Here is a 14,767-nt window from a genome sequence, read left to right on the forward strand (position 1 = left end):
GCCCGCCGTAGAACAAGGATGTTCATGAAAATATCAAGCAAGCTGCTACTGAGCTTTTGTTTCATCAATCTGCTCATCATTCTCTCCTCCGCCCTGGTCTACCATCAGCTCGGCCGCATAGAGCAGTCCCAGGATGCCCTGCTGTCACAAACCCTGCCTGCCCTGCAGCGGGATGAAGCGAGCCAGAAGGCGCTCATTGCAACCGTTTCCTCCCTGCGCGCCTATCTCATCCTGGGCAAGGATCCGGCGCAGGGGGAGCGCCTCAAAGGAGAATGGGAGTCGGCCTGGCGACTCATCGAGGGGCAGTCGTTCAAGCCGGAGCTGGCGCAATCCCTCAAGGGGTTCAAGGCCAGTCAGGAGAAGGTGTGGGCGCTGGCCCATACGGAAGAGAACCTGCCGGCCCACAGCCTGATGCTGCTGGAGGCGGGCCCCCTCGCCGAAGCGGCGCTCGATCAGCTGCAATCCTTCGCCAACGAAGAGGTGGCAACCCCGCAGACCGAATTGCCAGGGGATCGCCGCCTGCTGCTCAAGCAGGTGGGGGATGCCTACAACGGCCTTGCCAACGCGCTCTCCGCCCTGCGGGACTTCCTCATCTCAGGGGAGAAGGAGTATCAGGAAAAGTACCAGGACTACTACCAGTTCCACCTGCAGCGGGTGGCGGAACTCAAGCAACAGGAGGCCAACTTCAGCGAGGCGCAGAAGGGGATCTGGGCCTTGTTCGAGCAGATGTCCGCCCCCTTTGCCGAGTTGGTGGGCCAGGTGATCGCCCAGCGCCAGGCGCCGGACTGGGACAGGGCCAACCACCTGATGGCCACCGTGATCGAGCCCGCTCTGACGAGCCTTGCCGATCAGCTGGCCTCCCAGGTGACCCACACCCAGGGCGAGGTGGATGCCATGGCCGGCAAGATGGCCAGTGCCGGCCAGACCATACACAAAACCCTGTTGTTGGCGACGACCAGCGTCATCTTGCTCGGTACCCTGGTGGCGTTGCTGTTCAGCCGGCGTCTCACGCGGGATATCGCGAGCCTGGTGGCCCGTGCCGGGCTGGTGGCGGATGGCCGTCTGCCGGCCGACCCCTTGCCGGTACTGCGTCAGGATGAGCTGGGCGGGCTGACCGGCTCCATCAACCGGATGTCGAGCCAGCTGCGCCAGCTGGTCGGCGAAATCCAGGGGGCGGTCGGTCAGGTGCAGGGGGCCTGCGGTGAGGTGGGCCGCACCAGCAATACCATAGTGGATGAACTGGCGAGCCAGAATCAGCGGGTGGATACGGTCGCCGCCGCCATCGAGCAGATGTCGGTCAGCACCCGGGATGTGGCGGGCAACATCGCCGAGGCCGCCGAGGCGGCGCGCCAGACCGAACGACAGGCCAGACAGGGGGGCGATGCGCTGGTGCGCATGGAGTCCACCATGGCGCAGATTGCCCTGATGATCACCGAAGCCAACCAGGCGATGGGACAGCTTCGCAGCCAGAGCGAGCAGGTGGGGCGCGTCACCGAGGTGATCGCCACCATCGCCGAGCAGACCAACCTGCTGGCTCTCAATGCCGCCATCGAGGCGGCCCGTGCCGGCGAGCAGGGGCGGGGCTTTGCGGTGGTAGCCGACGAAGTGCGTCAACTGGCGAGCCGCACCAGCCAGTCGACGGCGGAGATCAATCAGACCATCGACAGTATCCAGCAGCAGACCCGCCAGACCGCCGAGACCATAGGCAGCGGTACCCGTCTGGTGGCACAGGGGCAGGAGGTGGTGACCTCGGTGACCGGTGCGCTGGAGACCATGATGCAACTGGTACAAGATCTCTCCAGCCAGCTCGGGACCATCGCCACCGCAACGGATCAGCAGTCCAGGGTCGCGCAGGAAGTGGCGGAGACCGTGGAGGAGATCGCCACCCTCAGTCGTCACTCCAGCGAACACAGCCAGCAGGGGGAGGCGATCGTCGAGCGCCTGGCGCAGGAGACAGGTCGCCTGACTTCGGCCATCAGTCGCTTCGAACTCAGATAAGACAAAGGCAGGCCAAGGCCTGCCTTTGTTGCTCATGTGGTCGAGACATGCCTGACCCGCTCTCAATCCAGTCGACGGAAACTCTGGTTGTCGAAGCTGCTGCTGGTCTCCTGATTGAGCAGGGTGACCAGCAGGATAGCCCGCTTCTCGCCGTCCGGCTCCAGATAGATGGCCTCGAAACCGGCAAGGGGGCCCGATTCGATGACGACCTTGTCACCCTGACTCGGCAGACGGGCATAGCAAGCCCTCGCCTCGTCGCTGTCATCCCGGCTCATCAGGCGATAGATGAGCTGACTGCTGACCGAGCTCCACTCCTTGCCGAAATGGATGATGCGGCTGATGCCACGGGTCGACTTCAGGGTGATGGGCGGGATCACGTCGAGATCCACGAGAATGAACAGGTAGTTGGGGAACATGGGTTCGCGCACCGGTACCCGTTTGCCGCGGCGCAGCTTCTCGATTTCCACCATGGGGTAGTAGGATTCAACCCCCTGGGCTGCCAGATGGGCGCGAGCGCGAGCCTCTTCCTTGGGCTTGCAGTAGGCCAGATACCATTTCTTCATTGTTCTGATTTTGTCGTGTTGCCGTGCTTTGGGCCTATGATAACGAGGGTAAAAAAAAAGGCCACGCTTGGCGCAGCCTTTTTTGCAGAGTGAGTGATTACCAACCTTTTACCAGGCCGCCCTTGAACAGCTCGGTGCCTTTCTTGTAGACCTCGTCGGTCTGGAAGGACTGGACGAACTCCTTGACCTTCTCGTCATCCTTGTTGTTCTCGCGAGCAACGATCAGGTTGACGTAGGGGGACTCCTTGTCTTCAACAAACAGGCCGTTCTCGGTCGGGGTCAGACCAATCTGACCGGCGAAGGTGTTGTTGATGATGGAGAGATCCACGTCTTCCAGGGAGCGGGGCAGTTGCGCGGCTTCCAGCTCGACGATCTTGAAGTTGCGCGGGTTGCTGGCGATGTCCAGCACGGTGGCTTCCAGGCCAGCGCCTTCTTTCAGCTTCAGCAGACCTTGCTTCTCCAGCAGGATCAGGGAGCGACCCAGGTTGGTCGGATCGTTCGGTACTGCGATCTGGGCACCGTCTTTGAGCTCGGAGAGCGCCTTGATCTTCTTGGAGTAACCGGCGATCGGGTAGACGAAGGTGTTGCCAACCGGTACCAGTTTGAAGCCGCGATCACGGATCTGGGCATCCAGATAGGGCTTGTGCTGGAAGGCGTTGACGTCGACGCTACCGTCGTTCAGCGCCACGTTCGGAGTGACGTAGTCGGAGAAGGTGACGATTTCGACGTTCAGGCCGAACTTCTCTTTCGCAACCTTGGCCGCAGTCTCGACCAGCTCGGTCTCGGGACCGGCGATGGCGCCGACCTTCAGGGTCTTGTTCTCTTCCTTCTGGCCGCAGCCAACCAGAACCAGGGTAGCCAGCAGGGCTGCCGCAGCGGATTTAATGCCCAATTTCATAAAAACCTCCTGTCAGAAATCGACGATTAACGATGATCACATTGTTGAACCAGGCGCTCACCCGCGCTCTGGATGAGTTGAACCAGCACCACCAGAATGACCACGGTGACCAGCATGACGGTAGGGTCGAAGCGCTGGTAGCCGTAGCGAATACCCACATCGCCGAGGCCGCCCCCCCCGATGGCACCGGCCATGGCGGAGTAGTTGACCAGAGTGACGAGGGTGATGATGACGCTGTTGAGGATGCCGGGCAGGGCCTCGGGCAGCAGCACCTTGGTGATGATTTGCAGGGGCTTGGCCCCCATGGCCTTGGCGGCTTCCAGCAGACCGTCCGGCACTTCCATCAGGGCCCCTTCCACCAGGCGGGCGATGAAGGGCACGGCGCCTATGGTCAGCGGGACTATGGCGGCGATGGTGCCGATACTGGTTCCGACGATGAAGCGGGTCAGCGGAATGATGGCAACCAGCAAGATGATGAAGGGCACGGAGCGACCGACGTTGACGATGATGCCGAGGGTCCGGTTCAACACCGGGTTGGCCAGGATCTGGCCGGCCTTGGTCACGTGCAGCGCAACACCCAGCGGCAGGCCGAGCAGGCAGCCAAACAGGGCGGAGGCAAACACCATGATCAGGGTGTCGCCGAGTGCTGAGATCAGCAGATTAATCATGGCTTCGGACATAACCCATTACCTCCAGCTGAATGTGGTTGTCGATGAAAAACTGTTGGGTCGCCTCGCACTGGGCTTCGTCCCCGAACAGTTCGGCCAGCAGGAAGCCGAACTTGACCCCGCCGGCGTATTCGATGTCCGCACTCAGAATGCTGATATCGATGTTGAAGCGACGACTCACCTCGGAGATAAGCGGTGAATCGACGGTGGTACCGGTGAAGCCGAGCTTGACCAGGGGGTAGCTGCCGGGGACACGCTCCGGGCTCATCCGCTCCTGATACTCCTGCGGCACCTCCAGATGGATGGTGGAGTGGATGAAGTCACGGGCCAGCTGGGTCTTGGCATTGCTGAAGAACCAGGCGACTTCCCCCTGCTCGATGAGGCGGCCGTCGCTGATGATGGCAACCTCGTCACAGATCCCTTTCACCACGTCCATTTCGTGGGTGATGAGCAGGATGGTGAGCCCCAGCTTGACGTTGATCTCCTTGAGCAGGCTCAGGATGGAACGGGTGGTCTGGGGATCCAGGGCCGAGGTGGCCTCGTCGCACAGCAATACCTTGGGGGCGGGTGCCAGGGCGCGGGCAATGGCGACGCGCTGCTTCTGGCCGCCGGACAGCTCGGACGGATAGGCTTGGGCGCGCGCTTCCAGCCCCACCAGGGCCAGCAACTCTTCGACCCGTGTCTGGATCTGGGCTTTGCTCCAGCCTGCCAGCTCCAGCGGGAAGGCGATGTTCGCGAACACGGTGCGGGAGGAGAGCAGGTTGAAGTGCTGGAAGATCATGCCGATCTGGCGGCGAGCCTGGGTCAGATCCCGCTCGGGCAGGGCGACCAAGTCCTGGCCATCGACGATGACCTGGCCCTCGGTGGGGCGCTCCAGCAGGTTGACGCAGCGAATGAGGGTACTCTTGCCGGCACCGGAGGCACCGATCACCCCGAAGATCTTGCCTTGGGGGACATGCAGGCTGACATCACGCAGGGCGTGCACGGCATCACTGCCTTTACCGTAGACTTTGTTGAGACCGATCAACTTAATCATGGATTCTTCCGTGCTAACAGCCTTAAAGCACAGGGCGCTACAGGCGGGTGAATTGGGCAGAGGTTACACTGGGTTGCTCTGCCATTATGGTGGATGATGCTAAGATGTCCGGACGGCCATGTCAACGCATGTTTTGACGTCTAGACGTCTAAAAAATGGATAAGGATTGCCGCTATCTGGCTATGGCTAAGTGGGTCATCAAAAGCATGAATATATAATTCGAAACCAAAACAACACTTCCGTTCATATGACGGCTTTTATCTCGCAAGTTGTTGTTTCACTGGTTTTAGTCGGATGGCTGGCGCACGGCGCCTGCCGATAGCCCCCAAGATGACATGAATATTAATACCTTGTCTCGTTCTCTTTTTTTCTCATCCCCATGAATTCAGAACAATAAACAGCCAGATTATGGCGAGCCTGCTTTTTATTCAGGGGAAATGCGATGACAGAAGAGGGCAGATTGAGGCCCATTGATAAAGAGATAAAGGAGCAAGGGCGTTCTGGATTATTGCCCCCCTTCGTTTGCCGACAGAGAAGGCGCCATCTTTGTTGACAGACAATCCTGGGCGGATTGCCCGTTGTTGCGACACACGGGCGCGGCCGCTTTGCATAATGAAAGGCCCGGCGATGGCCGGGCCTTTCATTTTCTCCTTGCCGGGATCACTGCCCTTGCTGGGCTTCTGCATAGAGGGCGGCACCAATGATGCCTGCCTGATTGAGGCTGGCCGCCGCCACCAGAGGGGCCCGGGTCTCTATCTTGTCGATGAACTTGTCGAGCTTGGCGGCGCTGCCACCCCCCAGGATGAAGAGATCCGGGGAGAACAGAAACTCCAGCCGGGCCAGATACTTGTTGAAGCGCTTGCCCCAACGGCTCCAGGAGAGATCCTCGCGCTTGCGGGCCGCATCGGAGCAGTAGTGCTCGGCAATCATGCCTTCCAGTATCAGGTGGCCCAGCTCGGTGTTGGGCAGCAACTGGCCGTTGACGAAGACGGCGGTGCCGATGCCGGTGCCGACCGTGATGAGGATGACGACTCCCTTGCGGTGCTGGCCTGTGCCAAAGCGCATCTCGGCGATGCCGGCGGCGTCGGCATCGTTGAGTACGTGACAGGGCAGGCCGGTCACGTCGGAGAAGAGGTGGGCGGCATCGGTCTCGACCCAGCTCTTGTCGATGTTGGCGGCACTCTTGGCGATGCCGTTGTGGATGATGGCGGGGAAGCCGCAGCCCACCGGGCCCTTCCATTCGAAGTGTTCGACCAGAGCCTTGAGGGTATGGGCGATGGCGGCGGGGGTGGCCGGCTGCGGGGTGGCCAGACGGTAGCGCTCCCCGATGAGCTCGCCGGTCTTCGTATCGACCAGGCAGCCCTTGATCCCGGATCCGCCTATATCTACTCCCAACATCTGCATCAGAATGTTCCTTGTTGTGTGCCGACGATCAAATTCGGCAGAGCATGAAAAAATGGCTGTCATCAGGCAAGGATTTGATCGCTCAGGCGTGATCTGGCAATCCTTTTTCGATGCAGCGGATCAACAATGTCTTCTTCCTGTTCTCATCCTGCTGGCGCCGAGCCAACGTTGCCAGCGCCCATTCGATGTGCTCCGCCACCATGGGGTCGGCGCTCTCCAGTGCCTGTTGCAACGCTGCCATGACCTCGCTGCTGGCAAGACCATTGCCCAGCGCCACCGCCAGGTTGCGGCGCCAGCGCTGATAGCCGATGCGGCGGATGGGGCTGCCTTCGGTGTGCTTGAGAAATTCAGGCTCTGACCAGCCCCACAGCGTGAGCAGGGGGGGGCGATGCAGGTTGGGGCGCGCCTTGAAATCCTCCTCCGGGCTCGCATCAGCATAGCGATTCCAGGGGCAGATGAGCTGGCAGTCATCGCAGCCGTAGATGCGGTTGCCCATGAGCGGCCGAAACTCTTCGGGAATGGGGCCGTCGTTCTCGATGGTGAGATAGGAGATGCAGCGTCGTCCGTCCACCACATAGGGGGCGACGATGGCGCCAGTCGGGCAGATGTTGATGCAGGCCACACACTTGCCGCACTGTTCTTTCTCGACCGGTGTGTCCAGGGGCAGGGGCAGATTGATGAGCAGCTCCCCGAGGAAGAAGAAGGAGCCCGCCGCTTCATTGATCAGCAATGAGTGCTTGCCCACCCAGCCGAGCCCCGCCTTGGCCGCCAGCGGCCGCTCGAGCACCGGGGCCGAATCGACGAAGGGGCGCCAGTTTGGCTCCTCATCCAGTGGCAGACCCGAGGCCTGGACGAGTGCCTGGCAGCGTTGTTCGATGCGCTCACCCAACTGCTTGAGGCGGTTACGCAGCACTTTGTGATAGTCGCGCCCGAGGGCGTAGCGGCTGATGTAGCCGAGGGTGGGATCCCGCAGGGTGCTGGCGAAGCCGGCTTCGAAGGGGAGGTAGTTCATGCGCACCGACAGCACCCGTTTGGTACTGGGCAGCAGCTCATGGGGGCGTGCCCGCATCATGCCGTGACGTGCCATGTAATCCATGGTGCCGTGATAGCCCGCATCCAGCCAGGCTTGCAGTCTGGGCTCTTCGACTCGCAGGTCGGTGTCGGTGATCCCGACCTGGTCAAATCCTAGCTCGCGTGCCCAGAGCTTGATATCTTGGGCCAGCTGATGGAGTTCGGCTGTCGTCATGCTGCGCCGCTTGTCCTCTGCCAGGCAGACGGGCACCGGGGGGATTCGCAGGGCAGTGAGCGGAGCCGCGTCATGGGCCCGGTACAGGTCCGGATCACAGGATGATGGGGATGAGGAGCCGTCATGGTGCAGGTTATCGAAGGTGCTATCAGCAAAAATGAAGGCCTCAGTCTAGCACAGCCCCTGTGGCGCACCGAGCAGATCCGTCTGCTGGAGCGGCGCTGGGCCCAGGTGGAGGAGAGCGATACCTACGCGCTGATGGAGCGTGCCGGTGGCGCCTTGTGCCACTATGCCCGTCATCATTGGCCCCATGGTCACCATTGGTGGATCTTCGTCGGCCCCGGCAACAACGGTGGCGATGGCTATGTGCTGGCCCGCCTCGCCAAGAAGATGGGACTCGATCCCCGAGTGATAGCCAGCCGGGCTCCCCACCTGTTGAAAGGGGATGCAAAGCGGGCCGCCTATGCCTGGCTGGGGGAGGGGGGCGTCGTGGTGCTGGCCGACGAGGCCGACTTCAGTCTGCTACCGACGCCGGATCTGGTGGTGGATGCACTGCTTGGCACCGGTGTCCATATCCCGCTGACCCCTTCCATGACAAAGATCGTCGCAACCATCAACGCTTTGGCTGCCCCCGTATTGGCCGTGGATCTCCCTTCAGGGCTCAACGGCGATACCGGCCGTGCCATGGGGGCGCTGGTGCGGGCGACCCGCACACTCACCTTCATCGGCATCAAGCAGGGCATGCTGACCGCTGATGGGGTGGATGGGGTGGGTCAGCTCGATTGCGACGCTCTGGGGGTGACGATGCAAGATGACATGGCCCCTGCCGCCTGGCGCATCGACTATCCCAGGCTCCTCTCCTGCCTGCCAGCGCGCCCTCGCTCGGCCCACAAGGGGGAGAACGGCCGGGTACTGCTGGTGGGAGGAAACCTTGGCATGCAGGGGGCCATTTTGCTGGCGGGACAGGCCTGTTTGCGGGCGGGGGCCGGGTTGGTGCGCCTGTGTCAGCACCCGGGTTTGCCTCCCGCAAGCCTGGTGCAACCCGAACTGATGGGGTCAAACGGCGATGATCCTGGCTGGGCCAAGGTGCGGGTGCTGGGCCCCGGGCTTGGCCGAAATGAGTGGGCCCGTACCCAGTTTGAGCGCGAGATGAAGATCCCGGGCCCCCTGGTATTGGATGCCGACGGACTGAATTGGCTGGCGCAGGAGCCCCGTCATCAGGATAATTGGGTGCTCACGCCCCACCCGGGGGAGGCGGCCCGCTTGCTGGGTTGCACCATCGCCGAGGTGGAGGCCGACCGCTTTGCCGCCGTCACCCTGCTACAACGACGCTATGGCGGCGTGGTGCTGCTCAAGGGGGCGGGCACCCTCATCAGTGATGGGGGGCCGACTGTGCTTTGCAGCGAGGGCAACCCCGGCATGGCCAGTGGCGGCATGGGGGATCTGTTATCTGGTATAATCGCCGCCCTCCTGGCCCAGGGCTGGTCTGCCACCATGGCGACCTGGCTCGGTGTCGCCATCCATGGCGAGGCGGCTGACCTGGCCGCGGCCGATGGGGAGCGTGGCATGCTGGCATCGGATCTGCTGCCCTGGATCCGCCGTCTGGTCAATCTGACACAGTAACAAGTTATAAGAAGAGCATGGCAAAACAGTTGATGATGACACTGCCGGACGAGGCAGCAACAGTGGCACTGGGTGGACGCCTGGCACAGGCGTGCCAGCAGGCGACCACGGTATTCCTGCACGGCGCCCTCGGGGCCGGCAAGACCACATTGACCCGTGGCTGGGTGCAAGGGCTCGGCCATCAAGGCAAGGTTAAGAGTCCGACCTATACCCTGGTGGAACCCTATGAGCTGGCCAGCTGGCAGGTCTATCACTTCGATCTCTATCGATTGGCGGATCCGGAAGAGCTGGAGTTCATGGGCATCCGGGACTATTTCGGCGCAGATACTCTCTGTCTGGTGGAGTGGCCGGAAAAGGGAGAGGGCTGGCTGCCCGCACCCGATCTCGAGATTACCCTGACGTATGTAAACGAGCAGCGTGAGGCCCGGATAGTGGCCCGCACTGCTATTGGCGAAGCCATTCTGGAACGGTTGTCATCTCAGTGCGCTTGATCCTTGTTGTAATGCTTTCCCTGCTGGCCCTGCCCTCTTATGCGAATCAGCTCAAGAGTGTGCGGGTATGGCCATCGCCGGATAACACCCGGGTGGTGCTCGACATGAGCAGCGCGCCCAATTTCAACTATTTCACCCTCTCGGGTCCGAGCCGGCTGGTGATCGACCTGAAAGGGGCGAGCAACGCCACCAATCTGGCGCGCATCGAAAACAAGAGCGAGCTGGTGCGCAAGATCCGCGAAAGCACGCCGGTCGACAAGGGCAGCCTGCGACTGGTGCTGGATCTCGGTACCGCCATCAAGCCGGTTGTGTTCCCGCTGGCCCCGGCGGGTCCCTATGGCCACCGTCTGGTCATCGATCTGCCCTATGAAGAGAAAGGCGCCGCCGCCGCGGCCCAGTCCAGCCCGGTGGGTGGCCACGGCAAGCCCATCGTCATCGCCATCGACCCCGGCCATGGCGGGGAGGATCCGGGCTCCATCGGCCCGCGCCGCACCTATGAGAAGCGGGTGACTCTCTCGGTCTCCCAGAAGCTGGCGGCCCTGATCGATCGGGAGCCCGGCATGCGTTCCGTGATGACCCGTCGTGGCGACTACTTCGTCGATCTGAACAAGCGCTCCGAGATCGCTCGCAAGGCCAAGGCCGATCTGCTGGTGTCGGTGCATGCGGACAGTTTCCACAACTCGACTCCGCGTGGTGCCTCCGTCTGGGTGCTGTCGACCAATCGCGCCAACCGCGAGATGGGCAGCTGGCTGGAGAAGCAGGAGAAGCAGGGGGAACTGCTGGGAGGCGTCGGCAAGGTATTGGCCGAGTCCGATCCCAATCCCTATCTGGCACAGACCTTCCTCGACCTCTCCATGGACAAGTCCAGGGCCGAGGGGTATGAGGTGAGCCGCCAGATCCTGCGCTCCATGGGCAAGGTAGCCCGACTGCACAAGAAGGCCCCGGAGCACGCCAGTCTGGCGGTGCTGAAGGCCCCCGACATCCCCTCAGTGCTGGTAGAGACGGGTTTCATCTCCAACCACGCGGAAGAGAAGCTGCTGGCCACCGCCAGCTATCAGGATCAGCTGGCCCGCGCCATCTTCGAGGGGATCCGCTCTTATTACCGCAGCCACCCGACCAAGGGCCCCATGCTGACCGGCAAGGGACAGAAGGCCGTAGTGGTCAGCCAGCCAGTGCAGCAAAAAACCGTGGCCGCGCCCCAGCAGCAGGTGGTCAACCGCATGCCGGCGACCAGCCGCAGCAGTGATGACGGTGCCCCGGTCAGCAGCGTGGGCAGCGCCTCGGGAGCCGGGGTGATCAAGCCTTATAAAGTCGCGGCCAAGGAGTCGAGTGTATCGGCCAGCAGCGCCCAGAGCATCGACAAGTCGAAGATGATCCGCCACGTGGTCACCCGTGGCCAGAGCCTCTCCCGCCTCGCCGAGAAGCACGGGGTGAGTCAGGCACGGCTGGTGGAGATCAACAAGTTGAAGTCACGGGATATCCAGATAGGTCAGGTGCTCTACATCCCCCGATGATACCCATCCGGGGGGGGCGTGATGCCTGCCTGCTGACGCCTTTGTCGTGGGGATGACCGCATTGGCATCCCCCAGATCCACTCTCAGGAGTCACCGATGCCGATCCGTATATTGCCCCCCATCCTGGCCAACCAGATTGCCGCAGGCGAGGTGGTGGAACGCCCCTCCTCTGTGGTGAAGGAGCTGGTGGAGAACAGCCTGGATGCAGGAGCGGACCGGATCGAAATAGACATCGACAAGGGGGGCGCCAAGCTCATCCGCATCCGTGACAACGGCGGCGGTGTGCCGAAGGACGAGCTGGTGCTGGCACTCTCCCGCCACGCCACCTCCAAGGTGGCGACCCTGGACGATCTGGAAGGGATCAACAGCCTCGGCTTTCGCGGGGAGGCGCTCGCCTCCATCAGCTCCGTTTCCCGTCTCACCCTGACCTCCCGCACTGCGGAGCAGAGCGAAGCCTGGCAGGCGGCGGCCGAGGGACGGGAAATGAACGTCACCATCAAGCCGGCGGCCCATCCGGTGGGCACGACGGTGGAGGTGGTGGATCTCTTCTTCAACACCCCGGCCCGGCGCAAGTTCATGCGCAGCGAGAAGACCGAGTTTGCCCACATCGATGAGCTGGTGCGCCGTATCGCCCTCTCCCGCTTCGATACCACCCTGATCCTGCGCCACAACGGCAAGGTGGTGCGCCAGTACAAGTGTGCCAACACGGTGCAAGAGCAGGAGCGGCGCCTCGCCGCCGTCTGCGGTACCCCCTTCATGCACCACGCCCTGGCGGTGGAGAGCGAGCACAGTGACGTACGACTCTGGGGCTGGCTGGCGACCCCGTCTGGTGCCAGGCCGCAGAACGATCTGCAATACACCTACGTCAACGGCCGCATGATGCGCGACAAGCTCATCAATCACGCCATCCGCCAGGCCTATGACGAGCTGCTGCCCCCGGATCGCTTCGCCGCCTACGTGCTCTATATCGAGCTGGACCCGCGCCAGGTGGACGTCAACGTGCACCCCGCCAAGCATGAGGTGCGCTTCCATCAGGCCCGCCTCATCCACGACTTCATCTTCCAGGCCCTGTTCAGTGCGCTGCATCGTGAGGCCGCAGCGGCAGATCCTGTTGATGCGCCGCTTGCAGGCAGTGAAATCGAATTGCCATCCGCGCCAAAAATAGAATATCCCGGTCAGGCGCCCCGCCCGGAGTGGTATGGTGCCGAGCACAGCTACCGGGCTCCTGCCTCCACAGCGCCAAGGTCGGTGAGTGAAGGGGGAGTGACGAGTGGCGGTGGTTATCAGCCGCCCGAATTACCTAGTGCTGAGGCCATGCGGGGCATGGGGGCCCTGCTCACGACCCTGCCCGTCGCGACGGACGGTCCGGCTCCTGCCCAGCCACCGGTGGGCAAGCTCCTCGACGCCGGAGGTTATCGTGCCCTGACCCTGGTGGAGCAGGCCTATCTGCTGCTGGAGCGTCAGGGGCAGTTGTTCCTGCTGTCCTTGGTGAGAGCGGAGCGTTTGCTGCTGCGTCACTGGCTGCTGGATGCCTGGGGTCAGGGGCTGGCGGCCCAGCCGTTGCTGCTGCCGGTCTCCTTCAAGCTGCCGAAAAACCTGATAGCCCTGGTGGAGCAGCAAGAACGTCTGCTCAAACGGGTAGGGCTGGAGTTGAAAAGCGGTGGGCGCGACACCATGATCCTGACTCGGGTGCCGGCCCTGTTGCGCCAGACCGATCTGGTGCGGCTCTTGCCCGAATTACTGCAGTTGATCGACAGTGGATCTGACAGTGATGGGGAGCAATTGGCTCAGGTAGTATGCCAATGGCTGGTGGAGCAGGGCATCAGCGCCGAAAAAATATATGATTTTTCAACGGCTAGTCGATTGCTGACGGAACTCGTTGCCGATTTCAGTGACCAACTGGCAGACATTCGCATGGTGCGCCCGCTTTCGCTGGCGACCGTGCTGGCAGAATTCGCACCGGACGGCGGCCAAGGACAGTGAACGACCCCGAGGTTGTTTCTTGTCGCAACTGGCCGGTGCCAGAGGAAGATGAACGTGGCTGAGTTGCCGACTGCAATTTTTTTGATGGGGCCGACGGCCTCCGGCAAGACGGATCTCGCCATCGAACTGTGCAAGGCCCTGCCCTGCGACATCATCAGCGTGGACTCCGCGCTCATCTATCGCGGCATGGATATCGGCACTGCCAAGCCGACGGCCGCCGAACTGGCGCTGTCGCCGCACCGCCTGATCGACATTCTCGATCCCGCGTTGAGTTATTCGGCGGCGGATTTTTGTCGTGATGCCTTGCGGGAGATGGGCGACATCGCCGAACGGGGTCGCATCCCGCTGCTGGTGGGGGGCACCATGCTCTATTTCAAGGCGCTGCTGGAAGGGCTTTCCCCCCTGCCGCCCGCGGATCCGGCCATCCGGGCCGACATCGAGGCACAGGCCGCCAGCCTCGGCTGGCAGGCGCTGCACGACGAACTGGTGCGCATCGACCCGGTGGCGGGGGCCCGCATTCACCCCAACGATCCGCAGCGGCTCAGTCGGGCGTTGGAGGTCTATCGCATCAGCGGCAAGACGCTCACCGAGCTGACCCAGGTTCAGGGGGAAGGGTTGCCCTATCGGGTGCACCAGTTTGCCATCGCGCCCTCCGATCGCGCCTTGCTGCACCAGCGCATCGAGCAGCGCTTCGATCTGATGCTGCAGAACGGCTTCGAGCAAGAGGTCAGGGGACTTTATGAGAGGGGGGATCTCACCCCGGATCTGCCTTCCATCCGCTGTGTTGGCTACCGCCAAATGTGGGACTACCTGATGGGGGAAGTCGGATATGATGAGATGCGTTATCGTGGCATCGTGGCCACCCGCCAATTGGCCAAGCGTCAGATGACCTGGTTGCGCGGCTGGTCTGATTTGACCTGGTTGGAATCTGGTGAGTCTGGCAATCTGGCAAGGGTCGTCACCCGTGCTGGTGCGGCTTGACACTCCCTGTATAATCAGGTTGTTATATTGATCTCCGGTGTTTAAAAAACAACAAACTATAAGGAAAAGAAAGATGGCTAAGGGGCAATCTCTCCAAGACCCGTTTTTGAATGCGCTGCGCCGTGAGCGGATTCCTGTTTCTATCTATTTGGTTAACGGCATCAAACTGCAGGGTCAGATCGAATCGTTTGACCAGTTTGTCATTTTGCTGAAAAACACCGTGAGCCAGATGGTTTACAAGCACGCCATTTCTACCGTGGTGCCGGCCCGTGCCGTCAACCATCATCAGCACGCCCCGGGCGCTGCCGGTGAAGAGCAGGGTGAAGCCGAGGCGTGATAGCTGGCGGCGAGCAGACTCGCCA

Annotated in this window: 12 protein-coding genes and 1 pseudogene; 7 read left to right on the forward strand and 6 right to left on the reverse strand. The window is 62.0% G+C overall.

The window, feature by feature from the left end:
* Positions 1 to 24 precede the first annotated feature (24 nt).
* Positions 25 to 1,998, forward strand: a complete 1,974-nt coding sequence (locus tag VZC39_RS03990) for a HAMP domain-containing methyl-accepting chemotaxis protein (RefSeq protein ID WP_434665892.1) — start codon at positions 25 to 27, stop codon at positions 1,996 to 1,998.
* 62 nt (positions 1,999 to 2,060) lie between these two features.
* On the opposite strand, the gene rfaH is transcribed toward VZC39_RS03990, so the two are convergent.
* From rfaH to queG, 6 genes are all read right to left on the reverse strand, one after another.
* Positions 2,061 to 2,561 (reverse strand): transcription/translation regulatory transformer protein RfaH, encoded by a 501-nt coding sequence (gene rfaH, locus VZC39_RS03995; RefSeq protein ID WP_349921159.1) that lies wholly within the window; start codon positions 2,559 to 2,561, stop codon positions 2,061 to 2,063.
* 97 nt (positions 2,562 to 2,658) lie between these two features.
* Complete coding sequence (gene metQ / locus VZC39_RS04000) at positions 2,659 to 3,459, reverse strand: methionine ABC transporter substrate-binding lipoprotein MetQ (RefSeq protein WP_349921160.1); 801 nt, start codon at positions 3,457 to 3,459, stop codon at positions 2,659 to 2,661.
* Positions 3,460 to 3,485: 26 nt separating this feature from the next.
* Entirely contained in the window at positions 3,486 to 4,139 is a 654-nt protein-coding gene (locus tag VZC39_RS04005) for a methionine ABC transporter permease (protein ID WP_349921161.1), read from the reverse strand.
* Entirely contained in the window at positions 4,120 to 5,163 is a 1,044-nt protein-coding gene (gene metN / locus VZC39_RS04010; RefSeq protein WP_349921162.1) for a methionine ABC transporter ATP-binding protein MetN, read from the reverse strand. The genes VZC39_RS04005 and metN overlap by 20 nt, the downstream gene beginning before the upstream one ends.
* A 660-nt stretch (positions 5,164 to 5,823) precedes the next feature.
* Positions 5,824 to 6,567: a polyphosphate--glucose phosphotransferase gene (ppgK, locus tag VZC39_RS04015; protein WP_434665897.1), complete on the reverse strand. Its 744-nt coding sequence runs from the start codon at positions 6,565 to 6,567 to the stop codon at positions 5,824 to 5,826.
* A gap of 82 nt (positions 6,568 to 6,649) precedes the next feature.
* Positions 6,650 to 7,813, reverse strand: a complete 1,164-nt coding sequence (queG, locus tag VZC39_RS04020) for a tRNA epoxyqueuosine(34) reductase QueG (RefSeq protein ID WP_434665900.1) — start codon at positions 7,811 to 7,813, stop codon at positions 6,650 to 6,652.
* A 123-nt stretch (positions 7,814 to 7,936) separates the two neighbouring features.
* Between queG and VZC39_RS04025 the strand changes: the two are divergent.
* The 6 genes and pseudogenes from VZC39_RS04025 to hfq form a co-directional block, all read left to right on the forward strand.
* Positions 7,937 to 9,441, forward strand: a pseudogene (locus VZC39_RS04025) (NAD(P)H-hydrate dehydratase); the annotation flags it as partial.
* 12 nt (positions 9,442 to 9,453) lie between these two features.
* Positions 9,454 to 9,927 (forward strand): tRNA (adenosine(37)-N6)-threonylcarbamoyltransferase complex ATPase subunit type 1 TsaE, encoded by a 474-nt coding sequence (gene tsaE, locus VZC39_RS04030; RefSeq protein ID WP_349921166.1) that lies wholly within the window; start codon positions 9,454 to 9,456, stop codon positions 9,925 to 9,927.
* The gene (locus VZC39_RS04035; RefSeq protein ID WP_434665902.1) at positions 9,918 to 11,441 is read left to right on the forward strand and encodes an N-acetylmuramoyl-L-alanine amidase; all 1,524 of its coding nucleotides are present in this window, start codon (positions 9,918 to 9,920) and stop codon (positions 11,439 to 11,441) included. Before tsaE ends, VZC39_RS04035 begins: the two co-directional genes overlap by 10 nt.
* Before the next feature lie 96 nt (positions 11,442 to 11,537).
* Positions 11,538 to 13,424: a DNA mismatch repair endonuclease MutL gene (gene mutL, locus VZC39_RS04040; protein ID WP_349921168.1), complete on the forward strand. Its 1,887-nt coding sequence runs from the start codon at positions 11,538 to 11,540 to the stop codon at positions 13,422 to 13,424.
* A 48-nt stretch (positions 13,425 to 13,472) separates the two neighbouring features.
* A complete protein-coding gene (gene miaA, locus VZC39_RS04045; protein ID WP_349921169.1) occupies positions 13,473 to 14,405 on the forward strand; it encodes a tRNA (adenosine(37)-N6)-dimethylallyltransferase MiaA in 933 nt (310 codons plus the stop codon).
* A gap of 73 nt (positions 14,406 to 14,478) precedes the next feature.
* A complete protein-coding gene (gene hfq, locus VZC39_RS04050) occupies positions 14,479 to 14,742 on the forward strand; it encodes an RNA chaperone Hfq (protein WP_011704864.1) in 264 nt (87 codons plus the stop codon).
* Positions 14,743 to 14,767 lie beyond the last annotated feature (25 nt).

This window comes from Aeromonas sp. NJAU223, assembly GCF_051125555.1.
GTDB classification, from domain to species: Bacteria; Pseudomonadota; Gammaproteobacteria; order Enterobacterales; family Aeromonadaceae; genus Aeromonas; species Aeromonas veronii_G.

Bases quoted from the DNA above. Each gene is read 5' to 3' on its own strand.
- VZC39_RS03990 (WP_434665892.1), top strand. From the start codon at position 25: ATGAAAATATCAAGCAAGCTGCTACTGAGCTTTTGTTTCATCAATCTG.
- rfaH (WP_349921159.1), bottom strand. From the start codon at position 2,561: ATGAAGAAATGGTATCTGGCCTACTGCAAGCCCAAGGAAGAGGCTCGC.
- metQ (WP_349921160.1), bottom strand. From the start codon at position 3,459: ATGAAATTGGGCATTAAATCCGCTGCGGCAGCCCTGCTGGCTACCCTG.
- VZC39_RS04005 (WP_349921161.1), bottom strand. From the start codon at position 4,139: ATGTCCGAAGCCATGATTAATCTGCTGATCTCAGCACTCGGCGACACC.
- metN (WP_349921162.1), bottom strand. From the start codon at position 5,163: ATGATTAAGTTGATCGGTCTCAACAAAGTCTACGGTAAAGGCAGTGAT.
- ppgK (WP_434665897.1), bottom strand. From the start codon at position 6,567: ATGCAGATGTTGGGAGTAGATATAGGCGGATCCGGGATCAAGGGCTGC.
- queG (WP_434665900.1), bottom strand. From the start codon at position 7,813: ATGACGACAGCCGAACTCCATCAGCTGGCCCAAGATATCAAGCTCTGG.
- tsaE (WP_349921166.1), top strand. From the start codon at position 9,454: ATGGCAAAACAGTTGATGATGACACTGCCGGACGAGGCAGCAACAGTG.
- mutL (WP_349921168.1), top strand. From the start codon at position 11,538: ATGCCGATCCGTATATTGCCCCCCATCCTGGCCAACCAGATTGCCGCA.
- miaA (WP_349921169.1), top strand. From the start codon at position 13,473: ATGAACGTGGCTGAGTTGCCGACTGCAATTTTTTTGATGGGGCCGACG.
- hfq (WP_011704864.1), top strand. From the start codon at position 14,479: ATGGCTAAGGGGCAATCTCTCCAAGACCCGTTTTTGAATGCGCTGCGC.